The organism is Frigidibacter sp. SD6-1, from assembly GCF_030143255.1.
Lineage (GTDB): Bacteria > Pseudomonadota > Alphaproteobacteria > Rhodobacterales > Rhodobacteraceae > TMP-24.
The window spans coordinates 301360-325471 of the sequence record NZ_JARJNR010000001.1 but is presented as its reverse complement, the minus strand read 5'-3'; the positions used below and the strand labels follow the sequence as shown (position 1 = coordinate 325471).

At 66.5% G+C, this 24112-nt stretch carries 23 protein-coding genes, 2 tRNA genes and 1 pseudogene; 9 read left to right on the top strand and 17 right to left on the bottom strand.

Features of this window, described 5'->3' with window-relative positions:
• Positions 1 to 164: 164 nt before the first annotated feature.
• Positions 165 to 2663: a GcvT family protein gene (locus tag P0645_RS01590; RefSeq protein WP_284162800.1), complete on the top strand. Its 2499-nt coding sequence runs from the start codon at positions 165 to 167 to the stop codon at positions 2661 to 2663.
• 18 nt (positions 2664 to 2681) lie between these two features.
• On the opposite strand, the gene P0645_RS01585 is transcribed toward P0645_RS01590, so the two are convergent.
• From P0645_RS01585 to P0645_RS01575, 3 genes and pseudogenes are all read right to left on the bottom strand, one after another.
• Complete coding sequence (locus P0645_RS01585; RefSeq protein WP_284162799.1) at positions 2682 to 2780, bottom strand: helix-turn-helix domain-containing protein; 99 nt, start codon at positions 2778 to 2780, stop codon at positions 2682 to 2684.
• A 76-nt stretch (positions 2781 to 2856) separates the two neighbouring features.
• A pseudogene (locus tag P0645_RS01580) lies at positions 2857 to 4080 on the bottom strand (TRAP transporter permease); the annotation flags it as partial.
• Positions 4081 to 4144: 64 nt separating this feature from the next.
• Complete coding sequence (locus tag P0645_RS01575) at positions 4145 to 5095, bottom strand: TAXI family TRAP transporter solute-binding subunit (protein ID WP_284162798.1); 951 nt, start codon at positions 5093 to 5095, stop codon at positions 4145 to 4147.
• Between the two features lie 303 nt (positions 5096 to 5398).
• Between P0645_RS01575 and P0645_RS01570 the strand changes: the two genes are divergently transcribed.
• The 3 genes from P0645_RS01570 to bmt all read left to right on the top strand — a co-directional run bounded on the left by P0645_RS01570 (position 5399) and on the right by bmt (position 9026).
• Positions 5399 to 5713: a DUF1476 domain-containing protein gene (locus tag P0645_RS01570; RefSeq protein WP_284162797.1), complete on the top strand. Its 315-nt coding sequence runs from the start codon at positions 5399 to 5401 to the stop codon at positions 5711 to 5713.
• 176 nt (positions 5714 to 5889) lie between these two features.
• Complete coding sequence (locus tag P0645_RS01565) at positions 5890 to 7941, top strand: phosphatidylglycerol lysyltransferase domain-containing protein (RefSeq protein ID WP_284162796.1); 2052 nt, start codon at positions 5890 to 5892, stop codon at positions 7939 to 7941.
• Positions 7942 to 8009: 68 nt separating this feature from the next.
• Complete coding sequence (gene bmt / locus P0645_RS01560) at positions 8010 to 9026, top strand: betaine--homocysteine S-methyltransferase (protein WP_284162795.1); 1017 nt, start codon at positions 8010 to 8012, stop codon at positions 9024 to 9026.
• Positions 9027 to 9125: 99 nt separating this feature from the next.
• Here bmt and P0645_RS01555 read toward each other — a convergent pair whose 3' ends face one another.
• The 4 genes from P0645_RS01555 to P0645_RS01540 form a co-directional block, all read right to left on the bottom strand.
• Positions 9126 to 9296 carry a hypothetical protein gene (locus P0645_RS01555; protein ID WP_284162794.1) on the bottom strand — a complete coding sequence of 57 codons (171 nt, stop codon included), beginning with the start codon at positions 9294 to 9296 and terminating at the stop codon, positions 9126 to 9128.
• A gap of 174 nt (positions 9297 to 9470) precedes the next feature.
• Positions 9471 to 10838 (bottom strand): cytochrome P450, encoded by a 1368-nt coding sequence (locus tag P0645_RS01550; protein WP_284162793.1) that lies wholly within the window; start codon positions 10836 to 10838, stop codon positions 9471 to 9473.
• Positions 10835 to 12073 carry a hypothetical protein gene (locus P0645_RS01545; protein ID WP_284162792.1) on the bottom strand — a complete coding sequence of 413 codons (1239 nt, stop codon included), beginning with the start codon at positions 12071 to 12073 and terminating at the stop codon, positions 10835 to 10837. The genes P0645_RS01550 and P0645_RS01545 overlap by 4 nt, the downstream gene beginning before the upstream one ends.
• Positions 12070 to 12930: a DUF2059 domain-containing protein gene (locus P0645_RS01540; protein ID WP_284162791.1), complete on the bottom strand. Its 861-nt coding sequence runs from the start codon at positions 12928 to 12930 to the stop codon at positions 12070 to 12072. Before P0645_RS01540 ends, P0645_RS01545 begins: the two co-directional genes overlap by 4 nt.
• A gap of 181 nt (positions 12931 to 13111) precedes the next feature.
• Here P0645_RS01540 and P0645_RS01535 point away from each other — a divergent pair.
• Positions 13112 to 13201 (top strand) — tRNA-Ser (locus P0645_RS01535).
• 277 nt (positions 13202 to 13478) lie between these two features.
• On the opposite strand, the gene P0645_RS01530 is transcribed toward P0645_RS01535, so the two are convergent.
• Positions 13479 to 13555 (bottom strand) — tRNA-His (locus P0645_RS01530).
• On the bottom strand, positions 13533 to 13808 hold the full coding sequence (locus P0645_RS01525) for a hypothetical protein (RefSeq protein ID WP_284162790.1): 276 nt from the start codon (positions 13806 to 13808) through the stop codon (positions 13533 to 13535). Before P0645_RS01525 ends, P0645_RS01530 begins: the two co-directional genes overlap by 23 nt.
• A 297-nt stretch (positions 13809 to 14105) precedes the next feature.
• On the opposite strand from P0645_RS01525, the gene P0645_RS01520 reads away from it, so the two are divergent.
• Entirely contained in the window at positions 14106 to 14327 is a 222-nt protein-coding gene (locus tag P0645_RS01520; RefSeq protein ID WP_284162789.1) for a DUF6324 family protein, read from the top strand.
• Here the strand turns inward: P0645_RS01520 and P0645_RS01515 are convergent.
• From P0645_RS01515 to P0645_RS01480, 8 genes are all read right to left on the bottom strand, one after another.
• A complete protein-coding gene (locus P0645_RS01515) occupies positions 14314 to 14769 on the bottom strand; it encodes an MmcB family DNA repair protein (protein ID WP_284162788.1) in 456 nt (151 codons plus the stop codon). The two genes, P0645_RS01520 and P0645_RS01515, sit on opposite strands and share 14 nt — an antisense overlap.
• A gap of 200 nt (positions 14770 to 14969) precedes the next feature.
• Positions 14970 to 15314, bottom strand: a complete 345-nt coding sequence (locus P0645_RS01510; RefSeq protein ID WP_284162787.1) for a hypothetical protein — start codon at positions 15312 to 15314, stop codon at positions 14970 to 14972.
• A gap of 73 nt (positions 15315 to 15387) precedes the next feature.
• Positions 15388 to 15747 (bottom strand): DUF1304 domain-containing protein, encoded by a 360-nt coding sequence (locus P0645_RS01505; RefSeq protein ID WP_284162786.1) that lies wholly within the window; start codon positions 15745 to 15747, stop codon positions 15388 to 15390.
• A gap of 95 nt (positions 15748 to 15842) precedes the next feature.
• Positions 15843 to 16328, bottom strand: a complete 486-nt coding sequence (nusB, locus tag P0645_RS01500; RefSeq protein WP_284162785.1) for a transcription antitermination factor NusB — start codon at positions 16326 to 16328, stop codon at positions 15843 to 15845.
• Positions 16329 to 16335: 7 nt separating this feature from the next.
• Positions 16336 to 16842 carry a 6,7-dimethyl-8-ribityllumazine synthase gene (locus P0645_RS01495; RefSeq protein WP_284162784.1) on the bottom strand — a complete coding sequence of 169 codons (507 nt, stop codon included), beginning with the start codon at positions 16840 to 16842 and terminating at the stop codon, positions 16336 to 16338.
• 3 nt (positions 16843 to 16845) lie between these two features.
• Positions 16846 to 17940: a 3,4-dihydroxy-2-butanone-4-phosphate synthase gene (gene ribB, locus P0645_RS01490; RefSeq protein ID WP_284162783.1), complete on the bottom strand. Its 1095-nt coding sequence runs from the start codon at positions 17938 to 17940 to the stop codon at positions 16846 to 16848.
• Positions 17941 to 18047: 107 nt separating this feature from the next.
• Positions 18048 to 18617: a hypothetical protein gene (locus P0645_RS01485; protein ID WP_284162782.1), complete on the bottom strand. Its 570-nt coding sequence runs from the start codon at positions 18615 to 18617 to the stop codon at positions 18048 to 18050.
• A gap of 173 nt (positions 18618 to 18790) precedes the next feature.
• Positions 18791 to 19408: a riboflavin synthase gene (locus tag P0645_RS01480; protein WP_284162781.1), complete on the bottom strand. Its 618-nt coding sequence runs from the start codon at positions 19406 to 19408 to the stop codon at positions 18791 to 18793.
• A gap of 119 nt (positions 19409 to 19527) precedes the next feature.
• Between P0645_RS01480 and P0645_RS01475 the strand changes: the two genes are divergently transcribed.
• From P0645_RS01475 to P0645_RS01465, 3 genes are all read left to right on the top strand, one after another.
• Entirely contained in the window at positions 19528 to 20832 is a 1305-nt protein-coding gene (locus P0645_RS01475) for a capsule polysaccharide biogenesis protein (RefSeq protein WP_284162780.1), read from the top strand.
• Positions 20833 to 20965: 133 nt separating this feature from the next.
• Positions 20966 to 22051, top strand: a complete 1086-nt coding sequence (locus P0645_RS01470; protein ID WP_284163356.1) for a polysaccharide biosynthesis/export family protein — start codon at positions 20966 to 20968, stop codon at positions 22049 to 22051.
• A complete protein-coding gene (locus P0645_RS01465) occupies positions 22048 to 24090 on the top strand; it encodes a capsule polysaccharide biogenesis protein (RefSeq protein WP_284162779.1) in 2043 nt (680 codons plus the stop codon). The genes P0645_RS01470 and P0645_RS01465 overlap by 4 nt, the downstream gene beginning before the upstream one ends.
• Positions 24091 to 24112 lie beyond the last annotated feature (22 nt).

Genomic DNA, 24112 nt, shown 5'->3' with positions numbered 1-24112 from the left:
GACGGGCCGGAAAATCCTTCACGAAGGATTTTCCCTGCCATCCGGGAGACGGATGCGACATCTGCAAATGTCGTTTTCGGACGCGGAATGTCGGGCAGACCTTTCCGCCAAAATCTGGCTCTGTCAGATATGGCGCAAATGAATTCCCCGAAGGAGTCGGCCCGATGAAAACCCATGTCAGAGCCCTTGTCGTCGGCGGTGGTGCCGTGGGCACCGGCATCGCCTATCACCTCGCAAAGGCGGGATGGGATACGATGCTTCTGGAGCGCGACGCGCTGACCTCGGGGTCGACCTGGCATGCGGCGGGTCTGCTTCCCCTGTTCAACATGTCCTATGCGACGACCCATATCCACAAATATTCGGTCGACTTCTACAAGACGCTCGAGGCCGAGACCGGGCTGAACGCCGGTTTCTATGTGGTGGGCAACCTCCGCATGGCCCAGCGCCAGGAACGGATGGACGAATATATGCTCTATTCGTCGGTGGCCGAGACGGCGGACGTCTATCACGAATTCCTGTCGCCGAAGGAGATCAAGGAGCGCTGGCCGCTGGTGCGCACCGAGGACCTCGTGGGCGCGCTCTATCACCCGCAGGACGGCTATATCAACCCCGCCGACGTGACCCAGGCGATGGCCAAGGGCGCCCGCCAGCGCGGGGTCGAGGTGGTGCAGAAGGCCCAGGTGGACAGCTATACCTGGACCGGGTCGGAATGGATCGTCAAAGGCCATATCATGACCGAGAAGGGCGGCATGCTGCTGCCGGGCGAGGAGACGTTCGAAATCCACGCCGAGCATGTCGTCACCGCGACCGGCAACCACGCCCAGCGCACGGCGAAGCTTCTGGGCATCAAGATCCCCGCGATTCCGGTCGAGCATCAGTATATCGTCACCGAGCCCGACCCGATGCTGGTCGAATATCGCAAGACCCATGAACAGCATCCGGTCCTGCGCGATGCCGACGCCAAATGGTATGTGCGCGAGGAACGCGGCGGCTGGATCCTTGGCCCTTACGAAAAGGGCGCCCCGGCCCGTTTCGAATATGCGGTGCCCGACAGTTTCCGGGCCGACCTCTTCCCGCTGGACCTCGAGCGGATCGAGGCGGAATACATGTCCTTCATCCACCGCATCCCCTCGTCGGAAACCGTGGGCCTGAAGGACGATTTCAACGGCCCGATCTGCTATACGCCCGACGGCAACCCGCTGGTCGGACCCGCGCCGGGGCTGAGGAACATGTGGCTGGCCGAGGGCTTTTCTTTCGGGATCACCGCGGCGGGCGGCACGGGCCATTACCTTGCCCAGCTGATGACCGAGGGCGAGGCCGAGATCGACATGGCGTCCCTCGATCCCAAGCGCTACGGCAACTGGATGACGACCGAATATGCGGCGCGCAAGAACGAGGAATGCTACGACCACGTCTTCATCCTGCACCATCCGGACGAGGAGCGTGAAGCCTGCCGCCCCTTGCGCACCGCCCCGGCCTATGACCGCCAAAAGGCGATGGGCGCCCAGATGGGTCAGGTGAACGGCTGGGAACGGCCGAACTATTACGGCCCCGTCGATGCGCCTGCGTCCTTCGACCACGACAGCCGTTCGTTCCGGCGCGGCGCCTGGTGGCCCCATGCCAAGGCCGAAGCCGAGGCTGTGCGCAATACCGTGGGCATCATCGACGCCTCTGCCTTCACCAAGCATCTGGTCCGTGGCCCGGGCGCGACCGCGTTCCTTGACCACCTGACCTGCAACAAGCTGCCGAATGTCGGCCGCATCAACCTGACCTATGCGCTGACCGAGGCAGGCACGACGCGGACCGAATATACGATCGTGCGGTTGAAGGAGAACGAATATTATCTGATCTCGGCGGGTGCCTGGACGGCCTATGACGCCGACTTCCTGATGAAGGCGGCCGAGGATTTCATGGGCCAGGGCGGTGGCCATCTCGACATCCACGACATCACCACCCAATGGGGCGTGTTCGCGCTGGCCGGTCCGAATGCGCGGGCTTTGCTTAAGGACATCGTCAAGGATGCCGATCCCGACACGGTTCTGTCCAACAAGCGCTTCCCCTGGCTCAGCTACCGCGACATCGAGTTGGGCATGTGCCCGGTCCGCGCGGTGCGCGTGGCCTACACGGGCGAACTCGGCTGGGAACTGCACTACCCGATCGAATTCGGCCGCTATCTGTGGGATCTGATCTGGTCGGTGGGTGAAAAACACGGGCTGAAGGGCGTGGGCGCGCGGGCGCAGAACTGGCTCAGGCAGGAAAAGTCCTACCGCGCCTTCGGCTCCGAACTCGGCCGCGACGCGACGCCCTTGGAGGCGGGTCTGCCGCGCTTCGTCGACATGTCCAAGGAGTTCCGCGGCAAGGCGGAGATGGAGAAGAAGGGCACGCGCTTCATGTGCGTCACCGTTCTGATCGACGGGCCTTCGGATGCCGACCCCTGGGGCAAGGAGGCGCTCTTGCATGACGGCAAGAAGGTAGGGCGCCTGACTTCGGGCGGCTATTCGGTGGCTTTCGGCAAGCAGATCGGCATGGGCTATGTGCCGGTCCATCTGGCTGAACCCGGCACCAAGCTGAAGGTCCGCATGCTGCGCGAGCTTTGGAACGCGGAAGTGACTGTCGACAGCCCGTTCGACCCCAGGAACGAACGCATCCGCATCGACGGTTGATCAGATCGGTCCGGCGCCTCAGGGTGTCAGGCCGAACCGCTTGATCTTGTCGTTCAGCGTCCGGCGCGGCAGCCCGAGCAGGGTTGCCGCACGTTCCCTATTGCCCCGGCATTTCACCAGTGCGGCGTGGATTTCCCGCGCCTCGAAGGCCGCGACCCGTTCCGGCAGCGTCGCGGCCCGGGCCTCGCTGGCGGCGGATGACGCCCTCGGGCAGGCCGAGGGCGATGGAGCCGCCGAGGATCAGCATCACGGTCAGCGCCAGACCGATGGTGCCCGCGAAAAGGGGCGTGAACCCGGAAAACAAGAGATAGACAAGGACGGCCAGCGGCAGGATCAGATGCCAGTTCTCTCTCAAGGCCTTCGCAGGCGACGGCAGATCGGCCTTCGCCATGCCTTTCAGTCCGTGACGCCCGGCCTCAAGATGCACCATCCAGAAGGCCGAGGCGAAATAGAGGATCGCGGGGATGAGGGCGGCCTTGACGACCTCGACATATTCGACGCCCAAGGTCTCGGCCATGATGAAGGCGACGGCGCCCATCACGGGGGGCATGAGCTGCCCGCCCATCGAGGCGGTGGATTCGACGCCCCCCGCGAAGGCCGGGCGGTAGCCGAAGCTTTTCATCAGCGGGATGGTGAACTGGCCGGTGGTCACGACATTGGCGACGCCCGAGCCCGAGATCGTGCCCATCAGGCCCGAGGAAAAGACCGCGACCTTGGCGGCGCCGCCCTGCTTGTGGCCGACAAGGCCGAGCGAGACATCGGTGAAGAGCCGGATCATCCCGGCGCGTTCGAGGAACGAGCCGAAAAGGATGAAGAGAAAGATATAGGACGAGGAGACATAGGTCGGGATGCCGTAGATGCCTTCGGTTCCATAGGCCATGTGGTCGATGACCTGGCTGAAGTCATAGCCTCGGTGGTTCAGTGGCGATGGCAGATGCTGCCCCCAGAGGCAGTAGGCAAGGAAGGTGCCCGCGATGACCGGCAGCGCCGGACCCATCAGCCACCAGGCAGCGGCAAAGACGGTGATCAATGCGATGATGCCAACGGCAATGTCGCGCGGCAGCGGATCGCCGGCCCGCAGGATCAGCGGCGTGAATTCCCACCACTGATAAATCGCGACGACGATGCCGGCCAGCGCCAACGCCCAGGCAATTGCCTTGAATGGCGGCGATTTCCGTTTCAGCGCAGCAAGGAGCGGAAAGCCCAGAAGCGTCAGGAAGCCCACATGGAAAGCCCGGACAATCTGGCTGGACAGATCCACCAAATGTGCGGCCGTGGCGATCTGGAAGACAGAGAAAAGAACCGCAATCCAGAAGAGCGCCCGGCCCTCCGAAGTCGCCGGAAAGCTTTCAGCCAAGGGATCATGAAGCCCCAGATCAGGGGCGTCCTTTGGTAGGTCGTGATCTGGCTGGGCCATTGCGGATTTCCCCTCCCCGGAAAGCCGAACCCCCCGGGCGGACGGGCCGCCCGGGGGCATGAGATTACATCAGGCCCGCTTCCTTGTAGAAACGCTCCGCGCCCGGGTGCAAAGGGATCGGCATGCCCTTCAGCGCATTCTCCAGCTTGATCTGCGCGGCGGCCTTGTGGGCGGCTTCCAGCTCGCCGAGGTTTTCGAACAGAAGCTTGGTCATCTGGTAGGCGGTTTCCTCCGACACATCGTCATGTGTTACCAGAAAGTTGATGACGGCCACGGTCGGGACATCGGCATCCTGACCCTGATAGGTCCCCGCCGGGATCGTCGCGGCGACATAAGGCGCGCCAAGGCTGGCGGCGATGTCTTCGGGTACGGCGACCATCTGGATGTCGAGAGACGTCGACAGATCCTTGATCGAGGCAACGCCCAGGCCCGCCGATTGCAGCGTCGCGTCCAGCTGGCGGTTCTTGATCAACTCGACCGATTCCGCGAAGGGCAGATATTCGGTCTTGCCGAGATCTTCATAGCTCATCCCCGCCGCGCCGAAGATCGCGCGGGCGTTCAGCTCGGTACCGGACTTCGCGGCGCCGACGGAAAGGCTCTTGCCCTTCAGGCCGTCGAGCGAGGTGATGCCCGAGTCCTTCGTCGCGACGATCTGGATATAGTTCGGATAGACCGCCGCAATGCCGCGCAGCTTCGTCAATGGCTCCTTGAAGCCCGCGTCGGCATTGCCTTCCCAGGCCATCTTCACGCTGTCGCCGAGCGCCAGCGCGAGTTCGCCCTTGCCCTGCTGCAGAAGGTTCAGGTTCTCGACCGAGGCCTTGGTCGATTGCACCTGCGTGCGTGCGCCGGGGATATTGTCGGCATAGATCTTCGACAGGCCGACGCCGAGCGGATAATAGACGCCCGACGTGCCGCCGGTCAGGATATTGATGAAGTCGTCGGCCTGTGCCGTCACCGGCGCGGCAAGCGTCACCGCCGCGATCAGCGCGCCGACCCGGGCTTTGAGATTGAGCATTCGATCCTCCCTGGTTGGTCCGCGCTGCCATGGTTGATCCGAACGGACGCAGCGGCGCGGCAGATGCGGTTTGCTAGCGGGCGTGCGCGACCGGGCGCAAACATTGCCGCTCGCGGCGCGCAAAACTCCGGGCAGATATCTGCCGGAGCCCGGGCAGGCCTTTGCCTGTCGCCCGTCGCGATCCTGCCCTGACGGATGCGGGAATGCGATCAGACAGCGCATCGCCATCGGGCCAGCTGCCTCTTGCGGGCGCAGGCCCGGACGTGCATATCAGAAGGGATTTCTGATAGAGAGGCCTGGCCGATGACCACTTTCGACGAACGCGAGAATGCTTTCGAGAACAAGTTCGCCCATGACGAGGAACTGAGGTTCAAGGTGGCCGCGCGGCGCAACAAGCTTGCCGGTCTCTGGGCGGCCGGTCTTCTGGGCAAGAGCGGCGCCGATGCGGACACCTACGCCAAGTCGGTGGTGATCGCCGACATGGAAGAGGCGGGCGACGAGGATGTCGTGCGCAAGCTTGCCGCCGATCTGGGCGCCAAGGCCGACGAGGCGGCGATCCGCGCCAAGTTGGCGGCTTTCGACGCCGAGGCGAAGCGCCAGATCATGACCGAAAGCTGATCCGGCCCGATTGGGTGCACAGACAGCAACGCGCGGGCCACAGGCTCGCGCGTTTTCGTTTCGATCGCTAAAAAGCCCGGCGTTTTCCTGCCCCGCCCCCCTGCCCGCGTTAAGCCCCCGACAACCCTGCCCGGCGTTAGCTGATCGCCGGGATCGGTGGAAGGCAGGGTGTCGGAATGCGGGATTTTCAGAAGGCGATTGCGGTCGGCGGTCTTGCCGAGGCGGCGACAGGGACGCCATCGCTCCTGCGTCGGGCGCTGATCCGACAAGTGCCGCTTCTGGCGCTTGCGGCGCTGATCGTGCTGGCTTTCCGCGACCATCTGACGGCCATCGACTGGCATTCGGTCACCGCCGCCGTGTGGGAGATATCGCTGCCGCAATGGTTGATCGCCGCGGCGGCGACTTATGCCAGCTACCGCGCCATCGGCCAGTATGATGCCCAGCTTCACCGCTGGCTCGCGACCGGCGTGGCGGACCCTCAGGCCGTCAGGTCGGGCATGGCGGCGATCGCCATCAGCCAGACTGCGGGCTTCGGCCTTTTGACCGGCAGCCTCATGCGGTTCCATCTGGTGCCGAGCCTCTCGCTTGCCGCTTCGATCCGGCTGACCATCGCGGTCACGGCGAGTTTCCTCGCGGCCTGGTCGATCCTGACGGCACTTGCCTTCGCATGTCTGTGGCCTGCTGACGCTCCACATGCGGCGGGGCTGAGCATGGCCGCGCTGGTCATTGTCATCCTTGCCCTGATTGCCGCCGTGCGCACCGGTTTCGTCCCCCATGTCCGGCTGAAGCGGCGCCTGTTCGAAATGCCGCCCCTGCGCATGATGGTGCGCATCCTGGTCCTGACGCTCATCGACTGCCTCGGGGCCGCCGCCGCGCTCTATGTGTTCCTGCCGCCCGATCTGGCGCCCGATCTGCCGCATTTCCTGCCCGCCTTCCTTCTGGCGCTTGGTGTCGGGCTGATGTTCGGCACGCCGGGCGGCGTCGGGCCGTTCGAGGTGGTGTTGGCAACGCTTCTGCCCGGCCTGCCGCTCGATCTCTTGGCCACCGCGCTCATCTGCTATCGCACCGTCTATTTCGCCCTTCCTGCCGCCGTCGCCGCCGCGATCGTGGCACTGGCCGCGCTGGGGCACCCGCGTTCCGGCGCAGCCGGCGGCACCGTCCCGTCCGCGTCCCCGTCTTCAGGCGGGACGGTGCCGTCCTTCTATCCCAACCCCGGGGCAGAGGTCCTGCCCGAAGCACTGGTGCTGGCGCCAAGCGCCGAATATGGCCTTTGCCATCAGGGCACCCACCGGATCCTGCAGGGCGCGCGGCACCGCGATTTCTGGCTGACTGCCCGCGCGGGCCAGCGGCTCGTGGCGCTTCTCGACCCGTCAGGCGGGGCGGGCGCCTGCCCGCGCCTGCTGCCCGCGCTTGCCGCCGAGGCGCGACGGGCCGGGCTGGCCCCCTGCCTTTACAAGGTCGGGCCGCGCACGGCGGCGGCGGCACGGGCCGAGGGCTGGGCCGTCGCGCCGGTCGCCGAGGACCATTGGCTTTGCCCCCGCAGCTTCACCACCACGGGCAGCGCGCGCGCCACGCTGCGCCGCAAGCTTCGCCATGCGGCAGAGGCGGGCGTCACCGTCACCCGCCACCGGCCGGACGACCCCGCCGGGCTGCCTTTCACGGCGATGGAGGAGGTGAACCGGGACTGGAGCCTTCGGCATGGCGGGGAGCGCGGCTTTTCCATGGGTCGCTTCGCGCCCGCCTACCTGTCAGGCCATCGGCTTTATCTTGCCTGGCAGGACGGCAGGCTGATCGCCTTCGCCAGCTTCCATGCCGGACAGGCGGAATGGGTGCTCGACCTCATGCGCCAGCGCGCGGGCACGCCCGACGGCACGATGCAAACCCTGATCGTCGCTGGCCTTGAGGAAGCGGCGACGCTCGGCCTGCCGCGCCTGTCGCTCGCCGCCTGCGCGCTGCCGCGTGGTGGTCTTCCGGGGCTTGCGGGCTGGCTGGCGGACCGGGTGCTTCAGCGCGCGGGCGTCGGCGGCCTCAGGCAGTTCAAGGCGGGTTTCGCGCCGCAGCGCACCCGGCTTTACCTCGCGACGCCGCGCCCCGCCTCGCTTCCACTGGCCGCCATCGAAATCGCCTGTGCCGTGCGCCACCCGCCGCCTCTGCCCGACATCCGGCAAGACCGCGGCTTGCGGCGCGCTCATGGTCATGTTGAAAAACTTGGGTTTGATGTTTCCTGACCGGCGTGGCAGAGGATGAGGGCGGGGCAGCGTGACCCCAAAGCCATTCTTGCCTGTCAGGACCTGCGATGACCAATACCCTTTCCCGCCTTCTTGCCGACCGCGACTGGCTTCTGGCCGATGGCGCGACGGGCACGAACCTCTTCAACATGGGGCTTGAGGCGGGCGAGCCCCCGGAACTGTGGAACACCGACCGGCCCGACAATATCCGCGCGCTTTACCGCAATGCGGTCGAGGCCGGGTCGGACCTCTTCCTGACCAATACGTTCGGCGGCAATGCCGCGCGGCTGAAGCTGCATAATGCGCAAGGCCGCGTGCGCGAACTGAACCGCGTCGGCGCCAGCCTTGGCCGCGAGATCGCCGATGCGGCGGGCCGCCCGGTCGTCGTCGCAGGTTCCATCGGCCCGACGGGCGAGATCATGGAGCCGATGGGTAGTCTGACCCACGCCACGGCGGTCGAGGTTTTTCATGAACAGGCGGAAGGTTTGAAAGAGGGCGGGGCCGATGTCCTGTGGGTCGAGACCATCTCTGCCCCCGAGGAATTCCGTGCGGCAGCCGAGGCCTGCGCGCTGGCGGGCATGCCCTGGTGCGGCACGATGAGCTTCGACACGGCGGGCCGCACGATGATGGGCTTCACCTCGGCGCAGATGGTGGCGCTGGTCGCGAACCTGCCGAACCCGCCGCTTGCCTTCGGTGCCAATTGCGGCGTCGGCGCGTCTGACCTGATGCGCACCGTCATGGGTTTCATGGCGGCCGGCCCGGAACTGCCGGTCATCGCCAAGGGCAATGCGGGCATTCCCAAATATCACGACGGCCATATCCATTATGACGGCACGCCGGAACTGATGGGCGAATATGCGGTTCTGGCGCGCGATGCAGGTGCCACGATCATCGGCGGCTGCTGCGGCACGATGCCCGACCATCTGCGCTCGATGCGCGCCGCGCTCGAAAGCCACCCGCGCGGCCCCCGCCCGACGCTCGACGAGATCGCGTCGAAGCTCGGCGCCTTCTCGTCCGCCTCGGACGGCACGGGCGAGCCTTCAGGCGCGGAGCGGCGCGAGCGCGGCGCGCGTCGGCGCGGCTGAGGGCTCAAGGTCAGGAAAGCTGGGGAAGGCGCGCGTGCAGCCTGACTGCGCCAGCCCGCAGGGTAGCGGCGTCGCCTCGACTTGGGCTTGATCGGCCGGTCAGTCGGCCTTTCCCTTGCGCGGCATCAGGACAGGCGCGCGCAGATCCTTGCGGAACAGCGCCTGCAGTTCTTCGCGCGACAGCCCGCCATCCGCGTGCTGATGACGGAAGGCCGCGCCGCGCAGCGACCAGGTCGGGACGGCAATACGCAACCAGCCCAGCGGCGACATATTGCCCTCGCCCTGATGGCGAGACGCTATGGACAGCTTCATTTGTTGCACCCCAGCAATAACAAGCAGACCGGTGAGTGAATGACGGGTGAGAGCTGTGGCTAAATTGCGGCGAAATCTGGGTCAACCGGAGTCATGCGAATATGACGTCAGGTCCCTCAGAGCGGTGGCCGGTTATTGCCGACGACCCAGAAACAGTCTGATGCCGGATCGGGATCGAACCGTCAAAAATGCAATCGGGGCGGGAATGTCCGCTTTTTCGACCGCGAATCGCCAGGATCTGAGGAGAATCGCCAGAACAAGCGGACCTTCGATCATGGCAAAGCCCGCGCCCGGGCAGACGCGGGGCCCTGCCGAAAAAGGAAAATAGGCGTCGCGCGCCGAAGTTCGGCCATCCTCCCGCCGCCACCGGTCCGGGTCGAATATGTCAGGATCGTGCCAAAGCCGCTCGTGCCTGTGCACATGCCAGGGCGACAGAACGATCTGTGCGCCGGGCCGGACCGCCCTGCCCCGAAGATCGACCGGACAGCGGTTCTCGCGCACCATCATCGGCACCGGCGGATAAAGCCTGAGCGTCTCGCGGAACACATCGCGCAGGATGGTCAGCCCGGCGATGTCGGAGAAGCCGGGCAGGTCCGGCAGACCCGCCGCTTCCGCTGCCGCGCGGTCCTGCAACTCTGGATGGGCAGCGATCAGATAGAGCGCCCAGGCAAGAGCCGAGGCCGAGGTTTCGTGCCCGGCAAGGAAGAAGATCGCCACCTGATCGACCATCTCTTCGGTGCTGAAACATGCCCCGGTCTCGGGGTCTGCTGTCGTCATGATCTTGGTCGCCAGATCGTCGGGCGCGCTGCCCGCGCGGATCGCGGCCATCCGCTGTTCCGTCAGCCGGGTGATCAGGGCCCGGATATCCCGCGCCGCGCGGCGGGTGCTGCGCCGGTGAAAGCGCGGCAGCCAGCGCGGCAGGGGCAGGAAGGCGCCGAGGTTCAGCAGCGGCTGGGTGCGCTGATAGCGGCGGAAGGCGGCAAAGACCGCCGCCGCCGTCTCATCCTCGATCGGGATCGAGAAGAGCGTCCGGAAGATGATGTCGGCGGCGGCATGGCTCATCGCCTCCTCGACCTCGACCACCTGGCCCTCATGGGGGACGAGCCGGGCGGAGGCCGCCTCGGCGGCGGCCAGCATTGCCGGAAATATCTCGCGCAGACGCCCGCCCTCGAACGCCGGGTCGATGATGCGGCGCTGCGCCTGCCATTCGGCGCCGTTGGTGACGAAGACCGAGCGGCCGAGAAGCGGCGCCAGCCCTTCGCGGATACGGTCGGATTTCGGGAAATCGGCGGGACGTTCCTTCAGCACAAGGTCGATCAGGTCGGGATGGTTGCAGAGGTAGGAGCGGAAGAAGGGCGTGCGGAATTCCGCCATCCAGGCGCGGTAAAGCCGCGCGGGCTGGGCCGAGAGGATATCCTGCCGGAACAGTCGCAGGTAACGCCAGAGCGAGACGCGACCCGCACGCGGCTCGGGCTTTGGCGCGGGGTTGTGACCGCTCACCGGAACGCTCCATAGGGATTTTGCGGTTCAACGACCCGGCTTTTCGACGGCGCCCGCCCGCCGAAGCGCTGCCACAGGGTCTTCGGGCCCGCCGTCACCGCGAAGTAGTCATACTCGTCCGGCGCGCCCGTCAGATTGTCGAAGGCGCAAAGATACTGGAAATGCAGACGGAAATAGCGCCGTTTCAGCCGCTGCCAGCGCACGGGCGACAGCGTGCGGCTGAAGGCCGCCGACAGGACCAGCGGCCAGCGCTGCGCCGGTCCGGCCATGCCCGAGACCGCCACCGGATCGCACAGCGCGAAGGCACAGCCATCGCCCGGCGCCGTCACATCGACCCAGGCCAGTTCCGGTCGTTCGGAGAGATAGGCCAGATCCTCTCGCAGCCGCCCCGCCCCGGGCAGGAAGCTGACCATCGGCACCACCTGCCCGAGGGTCAGAAGCGACAGCGCCGGTCCGTCGGGTTGAACGGGCTCTCGCCGGATCAGGTCGGCGAGGATCGAGATCGCCAGATACGCGCCCGAGGAATGGCCGACGACCAGCACCTCGTCCCAGTCGCGCGCCAGATCGGCGGCGATCCGGGTGCGGAAATCGGCGATCCGCGCCTCGAGCGCCGCCGGATAGGCGCCGTCCTCGACCGTGGTGAACGCATAGTCATGCATGAGGTACCAGGCGTAAATGCGCCGGTCATGGCGACGGAAGAGCCAGAGCCCGCCCCAGACGCTGCCCGCGACAATGATCAGTCCAAGAAGGCCGCCCGGCAGCCCGCCGACCGGCAGAAAGTGCGCCGCCGCAAGGCCCACGGCGAGCGCCGCCAGGAGTTGCAGGATCAGCGCGGCGATCGGATAAAGCGCCGCGATCATCGGCCCTTTCCGCAACCGCATCAGCCGCCGCAGCGCGCCGGAGCCGACATACAGCCAGGAGGTGCGGAAAAGCTGGCGATAGGTCTCGACGATCCCCTGCCCCATCGAGGCCTTCACGAGGTCGGACCAGACCAGAACCTCGACCTCTGCCGACACATCGCGGCCCTCGACCTCGGCCTCGATCAGCCAGCCATAGCCACCGCCCGCCTTCGGCGCGAGCGCGATATCGTGACCGGAAAGCTCGGCCTGCAGCGCCGCCTGGCTGCGATAAAGCTCCCGGTAGCGGCGCGGCGGAAAAGGGTCGTAGCCCGGAATGTAGAACAGCTTCCGGCGCCGGACCGGACCGGTTTCGGCGGCATGGCGCGGCGCTTTCACAGGTTGGTCCCGACCATCCAGCGGCCGACCGCGCCGCCCAGGTCGCCCGAGACGGTGACGAACATCCGGTCATAGGCCGCAAAGAGCGCCCGGTTCAGCGCAACGCCCTCCGCAGTCTCGGAAAATGCCAGATAGAGGTCGAGTTCCGCGTCCGGGAGCGGTCCGTAGGCCAGCGTGCCGAAGGCCAGAAGCCAGGCGTCGGTCTCGCCGCGCACTTCGCCCTCCTGCGCCCAGACCCGGGCGAGGATCTCGTCGTCGGGCAGCGCCGTGTTCGCACCCCCCGATGCCGAGAGCGCCTTGAGGAAGGCAACATTGGCATTGAGCGCGCTCGAGACATTCATGTCGACCAGATGGTTGGCATCGACGAACCGGCGCAGTGTCTTGTAGCGCCCGTCGCCCTCGATCTCGAGCCGCGCGGCCATGGCGCGCGCGCCCTCCTCGATGCCGTCGTCCAGAAGCGCGTCGCGGGCCGACAGCTCGAGGCGCATGATCTTCTGGCCAAGGTCGGAACCGAGGAAGGCGAGAATCGGCCGGGTATCGACCCCGATATGGTCGAGCTCCGCCGCGAAGGCCGCATGAAAGAGCGGACCGAGGCGTTCAGGCGCATAGATCCGCTCGACTTCCGCCTGCCAGGAGGCCCCGCCACTGCCCTGCAGGAACTGCCGGTCCAGATCGCCACCGTAGGCCGCGCCCTCGCGCGCCATCACGTCGAGAAGCTCGGGCAGGAGCATCGCATCCTCAAGCGCGCTCGCAACGGCGTCGATGCCCGAGACCCGCGCCGCCTCGGCCAGCCCGGGCCGGGGCGCCATGCCACCAAGGAAAACCGCGACGAGAAAAATCAGTGCGACGAACCGCATCTGCCCTACCTGCCAGAACCTGCGCTGCCAAAGCCTATCCTGTGTCACTGCCGGTGCCAATAAGCGCCGCCCGCGCGGTCGGCGCCTTGTCGCCCCCTGTCCGGCGGTCGGCGCCACATTTTGCTGTTGCAGAGGCCCGCAACCCCGGCTAAACCCCGCCCCCAGACGACCCCCGAAGTGCGGAGAGGTGCCGGAGTGGTCGATCGGGGCGGTCTCGAAAACCGTTGTGGGTGCAAGCCCACCGTGGGTTCGAATCCCACCCTCTCCGCCACCATCCAATATGTTGATTTAAAACGGCTTTTCCCCGGTCGTCTCCGCCGAGACCCGCGCGGCGTGCCTTCCGCAGGAAGCGCGCACTCACCCGCCAGATCGCCACCATGGATGACCCGCGCCACGGTCTGGCAGACGGTGCAATTCGGCAATATCGCGGCGCGACGGGCGCCGGATCCGGCTTCCGGTGAATGCCAGGCTGTCCGGCGGGGCGAAAATTGTCGGAGCGCGGGCGCGCCCGCCACCCAATGCCGGTGCTGCTTTCTCAAGGGGCGTCATGGTACCGCCTCCCCGGCTCGAACGGGGGACCCCCAGATCCACAATCTGGTGCTCTAACCAACTGAGCTAAGGCGGCACTCGGGCGTGGGATTAGGGCGTTTGGCGGAAAGGGTCAACCGGAAAATCGGCGTGCCGCAAGCGACCGGTGCCTGCCGGTTGATGCGTCGACGCAGGTCGAGGCCGGGGCCGAGGACGAAGACGATGGCGAGGGCGACCGGCGTCTGCTGGCCGAACGCGTCGATCAGAAGCGAGGCCACGATGGCCCGCGCCAGAAGACCGATTCCGGGCTCCGTCAGGGTTGCGATGACGCGTCTTGCACTGTCCAACATCCCGATGTCCTTCCTGCTTTGTTCGTCAGGTCGCGATCCGACCTGCGACAGAGTGCCAGGCGCCGAGTTCCGCCTGGCACAACGCGGCCATTTCGCATGATTCGTCACGATCACGGAGCAGATCCTGTGCCGCCTTCCCATGTACGACCGCAGTGCCCGCGCGGCGCAAGCTTTCGCCAGAGCACTTATCCACAGGCAGGCGGACGACCGCACCGCCGGGAAACGGCGATCGGCGGTTAAGGCTTGGATTTTCTTCGCGCTTCCGCCAGAACCGAAACTGAACATCCGGAGGCCGAGATGGGCATCAACAAGGAAAGCGATATCGCCGCCAATCTGCAGATCGGTCCGACCGATCAGGGAATGGTGCGCATCTATGTCGAGGCGGAGGGGTTCGAGCTGCCGCTCGACTTCGATCCCGAGGAGGCAGAGGAAATCGCCGAGGAGCTGCGCGCGGCCGCCGAAGCGGCGCGGGAGATGCGCGCAGGCGGGTCTGGGAAGGGCAAGCCTAGACGGCGATAATTCCCTGCGCCGTCACGCCCGGGTCGCGATAGGATTGCAGTCTCAACGCGGCATGGCGCGCGAATTTCATAAGCATCACCTTGCGTCGCGCCCCCGGCAGCGGCGCCTCGGGGCTAAGGCGCAGTATTTCGGCATCATAGCCATCGGCGATGATCAGGCCCGCCCCTTCGGGCAGCAGATCGACCGGGAAATCGGCGTCCACCGCCCAGAAGAACCGGTCCGCCCATTCGAGGTAACTGTGCCACTTGCGATCGCTCACAAAGTCGGTGCGCGAGGATTTGCATTCGACGATCCAGACCTCGCCCTTCGGCCCGAGCGCCATGACATCGACCCTGAGGCCCGGCGCGGGCACAAGTTCCTCGACCGTCGCGAACCCGTGCGACAGGAGATGGCGGCAAACACCGCGCGCGAGTACCTGGCCGGGCATCAGATCACTGGACATGGAAGAACATGAACGAAAGACGAACATTTCGTCAAGCCCCGACAGTCCCGCCTTGAAGCTGCCAAGCTGCGGGCATAGATTGTTTGATGGCGGGTTCTGCTCTTCTCGTATCCGGCCCTTTTCCAGTGGCCGATACTCTTTTCCGAGGGGGCTGGCTCTGCCTGGGTCCTGGCCCAGGTATCTGGCTCCCACCTGACTAGTCAGGCTCTCGGGAAATTCACGCCGGCACGGTCGCTGCGGTTCCCGCCACTTGTCTTCTGTGCCGCGACAGGCGCCGGTTCGGTCAGCGCGACGGGCGCCTTGGTGCCGCCAGCCCCACCCGGTCTCTCTGCCATCTGCATCACGGCATAGGCAAACTGCACGCCTGAAAAGACGATCGTGTTGAAGACGACGAGCATCAGGACGGCGAGCGGCCCCTCGCGCGTGGCCGTCACCAGATGCCAGAGGTTCGCGACGTTCAGCCACAGAAGCAGCGCGGTGAAGGCCGCCCCGAGCAGGAAGCCGATGATCACGTGGCGGATGTAAAGGCGGACAAGTTCGGGCATCGCTGGACCCTCCGCCACCAATCTAAGGGTTCAGGCTCCCGGCGCCAGAGGCAGAGTGACGCAGGCCCGCCGCTTAGAGGAACCAGACCGCCGCCAGCCCCAGTGCCGCAGGCAGCGCCTGCACATAAAGGATGCGGCGCGAGGCGGTGAGCGCGCCGAATAGACCGGCGACGAGCACGCAGCCAAGGAAGAAGCTGGCAAGCGGGCGGGCCATCGGCTCGGGCGCGATCAGCGACCAGATGAGACCGGCGGCGAGGAAGCCGTTGTAAAGCCCCTGGTTGGCGGCCATCACCTTCGTGGGTGCAAAGAGGTCCTTCGGGAAAGACCGGAAGATCTTCGGCCCCCGGCTTTCCCAGGCGAACATCTCGAACCAGAGGATATTGAGATGCAGCGCCGCTATGGCGGCGATCAGGATCTGGGCGGCAGGCGGCATGATGCTCTCCGGTCACTGTGTTTGCCACAGCGTAAGCGGCCTGTGCCCGCGCGCCAAGCGAAGAGCGCCGCAGGCGACGATGAGCGGCTAGTCCCTCAGAAAGCTTCGGGACGGGCCTCGCGCGCCATATGGTCGAGGACCGCGTTGACGAATTTCGGTTCCCGCCCATCGGGGAAGAAGGCGTGTGCCACATCGACATATTCAGTGATCGCGACGCGCGGCGGGGTCGAGGGCTGCAGAAGCTCCGCCCCCGCGGCGCGGAAGAGCGCGCGCAACACCGGGTCGATCCGGTCGAGAGGCCATTTGGCAACCAGCGCCCTATCGGTCATCTGGTCGATCTTGGCCTGCCAGTTCACCGCCTCTTCGATGATCTGGCGGAAGAGGTGCGTATCCCCCTCGGCGAATTCATCGCCCTCGATCGTCGCGCCGAAGCGGTGCGTCTCGAACTCACGGCGCACCTTGTCGACTGTCTGGCTCGCCGCCTCCATCTGGAAAAGCGCCTGCACGGCATAGAGCCGGGCAGCGGACTTCATCTGCCGCTTCTCTTCCTGCGTCGGCTTGCGGGGGGCGTCGTCGGTCATCTCTCTCTCATTCGGCGGGCTTGAAGCCCATGCCCTTGGTCTGGCGCGCCCATTTGCGGGAAAGTGCGATCAGATGCAAGGCCGCCGCTGCCGCACCGCCACCCTTGTTCTGGCCCTCCGGATCGGCCCTGACCTCGGCCTGCTCGCGGTTCTCGACCGTCAGGATGCCATTGCCGATACAGGCACCTGAAAGGCCAAGCATGGTGATGCCGCGCGATGAATCGTTGCAGACCGTGTCGTAATGCGTGGTCTCGCCCCGGATCACGCAGCCAAGCGCGACGAAGCCGTCATAATCGGCCATGCGAAAAGCCATGCCGATCGCCGTCGGCACTTCGAGCGCCCCGGGAACCTCGATCACCTCGGCCGTCGCACCCGCCTTGGCCGCCATGGCCTTCGCCCCGGCGATCAGGTTGTCGGCGATGTCGCGGTAATAGGGCGCCACGACGATCAGAAGCCTCAGCGGCTTGTCGAAATCGGGCAGCGGCAGGGAATAATGCTGTTCGTTTGCGGCCATGGCTCAGTCCAGTGCAATCGGGCGGGTGCCGGTGATCTCGAGCCCGTAGGCGTCGAGCCCGACGATCTTCGGCGTTCCGGAATTGGTCAGAAGCTCGATCCGGTTGAGGCCGAGGGCCGCGAGGATCTGCGCGCCGAGCCCATATTGGCGCAGCTTGTGGGGCGTTGCCTCCTCATCCAGCGCAAGCTTCATCTGCGTGTCGCGCAGCATCACGACCGCCCCCCGGCCCTCCTCGGCGATGGCGCGCATCGCGGCAGGCATCTGGCCCGCATGCGAGGGGTGGAGGCCAAGGACATCTTCCAGCGGATTGAGCGAATGCATGCGGACGAGAACCGGCGCTTGCGTGGCGATATCGCCCTTGGTCAGCACGATATGTTCGGCGCCCTGCGTGGCATCGGTGAAGACCCGCATATGCCAGTCGCCGCCGTGGATCGAGGTGACCTGCCGCTGGGCGATCTCGCGCACCAGACTGTCATGGCGCAGCCGGTAGGCGATGAGGTCGGAAATCGTGCCGATCTTCAGCCGGTGCTTCTGCGCGAAGGCGACCAGTTCCGGCAGGCGGGCCATCGTGCCGTCCTCGTTCATGATCTCGCAGATCACGCCCGCCGGATTGAGGCCCGCGAGGCGCGACACGTCGGTCGCGGCCTCGGTATGGCCCGCGCGCACCAGAACGCCACCGTCGCGGGCGCGCAGCGGAAAGATGTGGCCCGGCGTCGCAATATCGGCGGCGCCTTTCGAAGGGTCGATGGCGACAGCAACCGTGCGCGCCCGGTCATGGGCGGAAATGCCGGTCGTCACCCCTTCGCGCGCCTCGATCGAGATGGTGAAGGCCGTTTCGTGACGCGAGGAATTCTTGGTGGACATGAGCGGCAGGCCCAGCGTCTCGATCCGCTCGGCCGGAAGCGTCAGACAGATCAGTCCCCGCCCGTGCATGGCCATGAAATTGATCGCCTCGGGCGTGGCCATCTGTGCGGGGATCACCAGATCGCCCTCGTTCTCGCGGTCCTCATGGTCGACAAGCACGAACATCCGGCCGTTCCGGGCCTCTTCGATGATCTCTTCGGTGGGCGAAATCACGGATTTCAGATCGTCGGTCATGGGCGGCCCGGGGCAGGGAAAAGTCACCGGCGGGCATAGACGATGCGCGCCCGAAAGGCCAGAGGCGGCGGCGGCGCTTTACCGGCCTCAAGCGACAGGGCGCTGTCTCAGCGCGCAGTCGGCGCCGTGAAGAACCTCTCGGCAGAGAGATAGCCCGCCAGCCTGCCCGCCGCGCACCAGTCGCGTTCCAGCGCGTGATCGCCGATGAGCAGAACGGCATCGGCCGGAAGGTGCCCGAGTGCCGCGCGCAGCCGGGCGCGGACCTCGCGTTCCGGCGCGAGAAGCGCAGGCGCGGCATGGGCGGCGTCGATCATGCAGGCGGCATTCCTGACCGCCTCGGGCGTCAGCGGCGGATTGGCCAGCGCGATGCGGCCGCAGGCGGTGATCTGGTCAAGCTTGCCCGCCCGTTCCGGCGGCAGGACCGGCTGCGCCACAGACAGGGCGAGCGCATTCGATGAAAAGAGAAAGGCCAAGAGGTCGCGCCCGGTCGTCGCGCGCACTCCGGCATAGGTCTTGTAATCCAGCCCAAGTTCCGCCGCCCGCTTGACCCTGAGGCGAACCACCTCGACCGGCAGCACCGGTAGAAGCCGCGCCCGCGCCGTCCGCCAGCAATGCGCCCGCCAGCTTGCGCCGCCCTCCAGCGTCGGGCCGCCGTTATGCCCGATCAGGTTAATCATCGCGATTGCCAAGCTTTCAGGATCGCCGGCTGCGGGCAAGCTCAAAGGCGCGTGCCGGGCGGATCGCCGGACGCAACGCCGGTTTTTCAGGCATGGCGCCTGTCTATCGGGCAGACCAAAATCCTTCAAAGGATTTTGGCAAATCTTTTCGAAAAGATTTGCCCGCGCAGGCGTCAGCCGTTGGCCCAGTCCCGCATCCGCGCCACATAGCGCGCAAGCGTGTCGATCTCGATATTCACCTGATCGCCCAGGCGCGCCGCCCCCCAGGTGGTGACAGCCTTGGTATGGGGGATGATGTTGACGCCGAACTCCCGGCCGTTCACCTCGTTCACCGTCAGAGACGTGCCGTTCAGCGCCACCGATCCCTTGGGCGCGATGAAGCCCGCAAGCGCCTCGGGCGCCCGGAAGGTGAACCGGGTGCTTTCGCCTTCATCCTCCATCCCGACGATCTCGGCCACGCCGTCCACATGGCCCGAGACGATATGGCCGCCCAGCTCGTCGCCCACCTTCAGCGCCCGTTCAAGGTTCAGCCGCCGTCCGACCGACCAACCCACGCGGTTGGACCCGATCGTGGTCTTGGCGATGCTTTCGGCCGATATCTGCACATCGAACCAGGTGCGCCCGTCCTCTGCCCCGCGCGCAATGACCGTCAGACAGCAGCCGTCGCAGGCGATCGAGGCGCCGATGTCGATGCCGCCGGCCGGATAATGCGTGCCGATCCGCGCCCAAAGATCGCCGCGACGCTCAAGCGCCATGACTTCGCCAATGTCGGTGACTATACCTGTGAACATGAGCGTCTCCTTTCCCGATTGCCTAGCGAGCGCGGCGCCCTGGCGCAAGGGCGTGGCGGAAGGGTCCGGCGCAACGAGGGCAAGATGAAAGCGGGAAAAACCGACAGATTGGCAAAAGCATGACCCGACGCACCTCCCCTCCGCCGTCCGCCGCCGACCGGCGCTTCCTGTTGCTGCAGGGGCCGCACGGGCCGTTCTTCGCGCGGCTCGGCGACCTCTTGCGCACAGCGGGTGCCGAGGTCTGGCGCGTCGGGTTCAATCGCGGCGACGCGTTCTTCTGGCGCGGCCCGAACTATATCGCCTTCCGTGCGCCGCTTGGCGAATGGGAGGCGCGGCTCGCCGACCTGCTGACGGAACTGCGCATCACCGATATCGCGCTTTACGGCGACAGCCGACCGATCCACGCCACGGCGATCCGGCTGGCGAAGGAACGCGGGTTGCGCATCCATGTCTTCGAAGAGGGCTATCTCAGGCCCTACTGGATCACCTACGAACGCGACGGATCGAACGGCAATTCGCGGCTGATGCAGCTTGACCTCGCGACGATGCGCGCTGCCCTCGCCCGGCCGGGCGCCGAACAGCCGCCCGCGCCGGTCCATTGGGGCGACATGCGCGAGCATATGTTCTACGGCGCGCTTTATCATTTCCTGATCCTGACGATGAACCGCGCCTATCCCGGTCACCGTCCGCACCGAGAGATCGGCGTGGCACGCGAGGCGCGGCTGCATCTGCAGCGCTTCTTCACGATGCCGTTCGTGAGGATCGGGCGCCGGCTTGCCGAACGCCGCATACGGCAAAGCGGCTTTCCCTATCATCTGGTGCTGCTGCAGCTTGAACATGATGCGAGCTTCCGGGCGCATTCCGATTTCGCCTCGATGGCTGATTTCGTGACCCAGTGCCTCGACGCTTTCGCACGGGGGGCGGCGGCGCATCACCATCTGGTCTTCAAGGCCCATCCGTTGGAGGACGGGCGCCTGCCGCTGGCCCGGCTGATCCGCGAGGGCGCCGCGGCGCGCGGCCTGTCGGCGCGGGTTCATTTCGTGACCGGCGGCAAGCTTGCCCAGCTTCTGCGCGAGGCGGCAAGCGCGGTGACGGTCAATTCCACTGCCGCCCAGCAGGCGCTGTGGCGGGGACTGCCGGTCAAGCTTCTTGGCCGCGCGGTCTATGACAAGCCGGACTTCGTGTCCCCCCAGCCGCTTGCCGAGTTCTTCGCCGCGCCAGCCCGCCCCGACTCGCGCGCCTATTCCGACTACCGGCAGTTCCTTCTGGAAACCTCGCAGATTCCGGGCGGCTTCTATTCTGCCGCCGGGCGCCGCAGGGCGCTGCGGCGGGTCGTGGACATGATGCTGGCGCCGCATGATCCCTATGTCACGCTTCTTCAGGCGGCCGCGGCAGAGCGGCAACACATCCGGGCGGTGAATTGAGGGTGAGTTGAGGGGGCTGTTTTTTTGCCGCCGCAACCGCTACCATCGCGCTCAAAGAGGCAGGATAATAAACGGAAACCGAAGAGTGATCCAATCTGGCAAACGCCGGACGCGCAGTCTGGTTCTTGTTTCCATGGTGGCGCTGGTCGCTGCCTGCGGTCTGCCGCGCTCGGGGCCGAACAAGAAAGAGATCCTTGCAGGCAGTGTCGAGCGGCAGGGCAATTCCTTCATCATTCCCGTCGACGCTCGCGTCGCCCGCCTGACCGGGGAAGAGGCACCCATCGGCTTCCCGGCGGCCTTCCGCCATGCCGGTCTGGTCGGGTCCGACGATGTGCGACCCGGCGACAAGCTCGGTCTGGTGATCTGGGAAAACGTCGATAACGGGCTTTTGGCCAAGGGCAACAAGGCCACCCCGCTTCAGGAAATTCAGGTCGACGGCCAGGGCTTCATCTTCGTGCCCTATGCGGGCCGGGTGAAGGCCGCAGGCAATTCGGTCGATGAATTGCGCCGGATCATCACCGACAAGCTGTCTGAGCAGACCCCCGACCCGCAGGTCGAGGTGACGCGGCTTGCAGGCGATGGTGCGACGGTTTCGGTCATCGGTGACATCGGCGCACAGGGCGTCTACCCGATCGAGCGGCCCACGCGTTCCCTGTCGGCGATGATCGCACGCGCAGGTGGCGTGGCGGTCGATCCGCAGGCCGCCCAGGTGACGCTGACGCGCGGCAAGTCGTCTGGCCAGGCGCGCCTCGTCGACATCTACCAGAACCCGGCGATGGATATCGCGCTGCGTCCCGGTGACATCATCCTTGTCGAGGCCGACCCGCGCTCCTTCACCGCGATGGGCGCGACCGGCGCGCAAAACCGCGTGCAGTTCGAAACCCCCACCCTGACCGCCATCGAGGCGCTGGCACAGGTCGGCGGCCTTTCGACCAATTTCGCCGATCCCAAGGGGGTGTTCGTCCTGCGCGACGAAAGCGAGGCGATCGCCCGTGCCGTCCTTGGCCGCAACGACCTGAATGGCCCGCAGCGCGTGGCCTATGTGCTGAACCTGACCGAACCCGATGGGCTTTTCAACGCGCGCGATTTCCTGATCCGCGACGGCGACACGCTCTATGTGACCGAAGCGCCCTATGTTCAGTGGCAGAAGACGCTGGCCGTGCTGACCGGCACCGCAAGCTCGGCCAATTCCGTCAGCGCGCTCGCGCAGGGCAATTGAGCGGCGCTCCGACGCGCGACGCCGCCGGTCGTGACAGCGCCCGGCGGCTTTTCGTCTATAATGGCGGCTTCCTGACCCAGGCGCGCATCCGCCGCATTCTGGCGCTGAAAGGCTGGGATGTGCGGCTTGGCGCGCCCCTACGGCCCGAAGATCATGTCGGCGTCTGGGGCAAGAGCCCGACCGCGCCGCGCGGCGAGGCGGTGGCGGAGAGGTTCGCGCGCCCGGTCCTGAGGGTCGAGGACCCGTTCCTGCGCTCGGTGCAACTCGGCCGCGAGGGCGCGCCGCCGCTCGGGCTGCTGCTCGATGAGCGCGGCGTGCATTTCGCCGCCGACAGTCCGTCCGATCTGGAGATCCTTCTCGCGACCCATCCGCTGGATGACAGCCATCTTCTGGGCCGCGCCCGTGCGGGAATGGCGCAGATCGCGGCGGGGCATCTTTCGAAATACAATCTCTCCGATCCTGCCGCCACGCCGCCGCCGCCCGGCTATGTGCTGGTGATCGACCAGACCAGGGGCGATGCCTCGATCATCCATGGCGGGGCGACGGCGGCCACCTTCCGCGAGATGTTGTTCGTCGCGATGGACGAACATCCCGGGCGCCCGATCCTGATCCGCAGCCACCCCGAAACCGGCGCGGGCCACCGGCCTGGCCATTACGGACCCGACGACCGCGCGATGGGGCCGATCGAATTTGCCGACCCGGCCCTGACGCCGCAGACACTCTTTGAGGGCGCGGTCGCGGTCTATACGGTCTCGTCCCAGATGGGGTTCGAGGCGATTCTCGCGGGCCACAGGCCCCATGTCTTCGGCCAGCCTTTCTATGCGGGCTGGGGCCTGACCGACGACCGCCAGCCGGTCTGGCGGCGCCAGCGGAAACTGACCCGCGCGCAGCTCTTTGCCGCCGCGATGATCCTCTACCCCGTCTGGTACGACCCCTGCCGCGACCGGCTGTGCAGCTTCGAGGAGATGCTGAACCAACTGGAGGCCGAAGTGCGCGCCTGTCGCGAGGACCGGGCGGGCTATGTCGCCAGCGGAATGCGGCTGTGGAAGCGGGCGCATCTGCAGAAATTCTACGGGCGCGGGAAACCCGTCCTGTTCCGCGAGGGCGGGCGGGCGGTCGAGGAAGCGCGGGCAAGCGGGCGCACTTTGCTGGCATGGGGCGCGGCCGCCCCCGCAGCTGCCGGCCCGGATCTTGCGGTCCGCCGGGTGGAGGACGGCCTTCTGCGCTCGCGCGGGCTTGGCGCCGAACTTGTGCCACCCCTGTCTCTGGTGAGCGATGCAAGCGGCATCTACTACGACCCGACGCGGGAAAGCGATCTCGACCGGCTGATCGCCGCGCCGCCCGCTGCCGGGGAGGAGGAGCGGGCGCGCAAGCTGATCGCCGCGATCACCAGGGCGGGCCTGACCAAATACAATATCGGCGGCGCGCTGCCCGCTCTGCCTCAGGGGCGGCGCATCCTGGTCGTGGGTCAGGTCGAGGACGATGCCTCGATCCGGCTCGGCGCGGGCGAGGTTCGGACGAACCTTGCGCTGCTGGACCGCGCACGGGCGGAAAACCCCGGGGCGGTGATCCTCTACAAGCCCCACCCCGACGTCGAGGCGGGCCTCCGGCCCGGCCTGATCGCCCCGGCGGACCTGACCGCGCGCGGCGCTCTCCTCGTGCGCGCCGCCGATCCGGCGGCGCTTCTCGTCGAGGTGGACGAGGTCTGGACCATCACCTCGACGCTCGGCTTCGAGGCGCTGATGCGCGGCAGGCCCGTCGCCTGTCTCGGCGCGCCCTTCTATGCGGGCTGGGGCCTCACGCGCGATCTTGGCCCTTCGATCCCGCACCGCAAGGCACGGCCCACGCCTGAAAAGCTCGTCCATGCCGCGCTGATCGCCTATCCGCGCTACCGTGACCCAAAGACCGGCCTGCCCTGCCCCGCCGAGGTGATCGTGGACCGTCTGGCACAGGGCCAGGTGCCACGACCGGGCGCGGGCTATCGGGTTCTGTCAAAGCTTCAGGGCCTTCTGGCGGGCCAGCCCTGGCTCTGGCGCTGACGGGCCGCTCCTCGGGCGCGGG

What these genes read in the sequence shown, in the direction of transcription:
- P0645_RS01505 (WP_284162786.1), bottom strand. Translation starts at nt 15,747, where the DNA reads ATGCCGCCTGCCGCCCAGATCCTGATCGCCGCCATAGCGGCGCTGCAT.
- P0645_RS01485 (WP_284162782.1), bottom strand. Translation starts at nt 18,617, where the DNA reads ATGATTAACCTGATCGGGCATAACGGCGGCCCGACGCTGGAGGGCGGC.
- P0645_RS01540 (WP_284162791.1), bottom strand. Translation starts at nt 12,930, where the DNA reads ATGCGGTTCGTCGCACTGATTTTTCTCGTCGCGGTTTTCCTTGGTGGC.
- P0645_RS01565 (WP_284162796.1), top strand. Translation starts at nt 5,890, where the DNA reads ATGCGGGATTTTCAGAAGGCGATTGCGGTCGGCGGTCTTGCCGAGGCG.
- bmt (WP_284162795.1), top strand. Translation starts at nt 8,010, where the DNA reads ATGACCAATACCCTTTCCCGCCTTCTTGCCGACCGCGACTGGCTTCTG.
- P0645_RS01570 (WP_284162797.1), top strand. Translation starts at nt 5,399, where the DNA reads ATGACCACTTTCGACGAACGCGAGAATGCTTTCGAGAACAAGTTCGCC.
- P0645_RS01495 (WP_284162784.1), bottom strand. Translation starts at nt 16,842, where the DNA reads ATGGCCGCAAACGAACAGCATTATTCCCTGCCGCTGCCCGATTTCGAC.
- P0645_RS01480 (WP_284162781.1), bottom strand. Translation starts at nt 19,408, where the DNA reads ATGTTCACAGGTATAGTCACCGACATTGGCGAAGTCATGGCGCTTGAG.
- P0645_RS01520 (WP_284162789.1), top strand. Translation starts at nt 14,106, where the DNA reads ATGGGCATCAACAAGGAAAGCGATATCGCCGCCAATCTGCAGATCGGT.
- ribB (WP_284162783.1), bottom strand. Translation starts at nt 17,940, where the DNA reads ATGACCGACGATCTGAAATCCGTGATTTCGCCCACCGAAGAGATCATC.
- P0645_RS01555 (WP_284162794.1), bottom strand. Translation starts at nt 9,296, where the DNA reads ATGTCGCCGCTGGGCTGGTTGCGTATTGCCGTCCCGACCTGGTCGCTG.
- nusB (WP_284162785.1), bottom strand. Translation starts at nt 16,328, where the DNA reads ATGACCGACGACGCCCCCCGCAAGCCGACGCAGGAAGAGAAGCGGCAG.
- P0645_RS01510 (WP_284162787.1), bottom strand. Translation starts at nt 15,314, where the DNA reads ATGCCCGAACTTGTCCGCCTTTACATCCGCCACGTGATCATCGGCTTC.
- P0645_RS01475 (WP_284162780.1), top strand. Translation starts at nt 19,528, where the DNA reads ATGACCCGACGCACCTCCCCTCCGCCGTCCGCCGCCGACCGGCGCTTC.
- P0645_RS01525 (WP_284162790.1), bottom strand. Translation starts at nt 13,808, where the DNA reads ATGTTGGACAGTGCAAGACGCGTCATCGCAACCCTGACGGAGCCCGGA.
- P0645_RS01470 (WP_284163356.1), top strand. Translation starts at nt 20,966, where the DNA reads ATGGTGGCGCTGGTCGCTGCCTGCGGTCTGCCGCGCTCGGGGCCGAAC.
- P0645_RS01515 (WP_284162788.1), bottom strand. Translation starts at nt 14,769, where the DNA reads ATGTCCAGTGATCTGATGCCCGGCCAGGTACTCGCGCGCGGTGTTTGC.
- P0645_RS01590 (WP_284162800.1), top strand. Translation starts at nt 165, where the DNA reads ATGAAAACCCATGTCAGAGCCCTTGTCGTCGGCGGTGGTGCCGTGGGC.
- P0645_RS01575 (WP_284162798.1), bottom strand. Translation starts at nt 5,095, where the DNA reads ATGCTCAATCTCAAAGCCCGGGTCGGCGCGCTGATCGCGGCGGTGACG.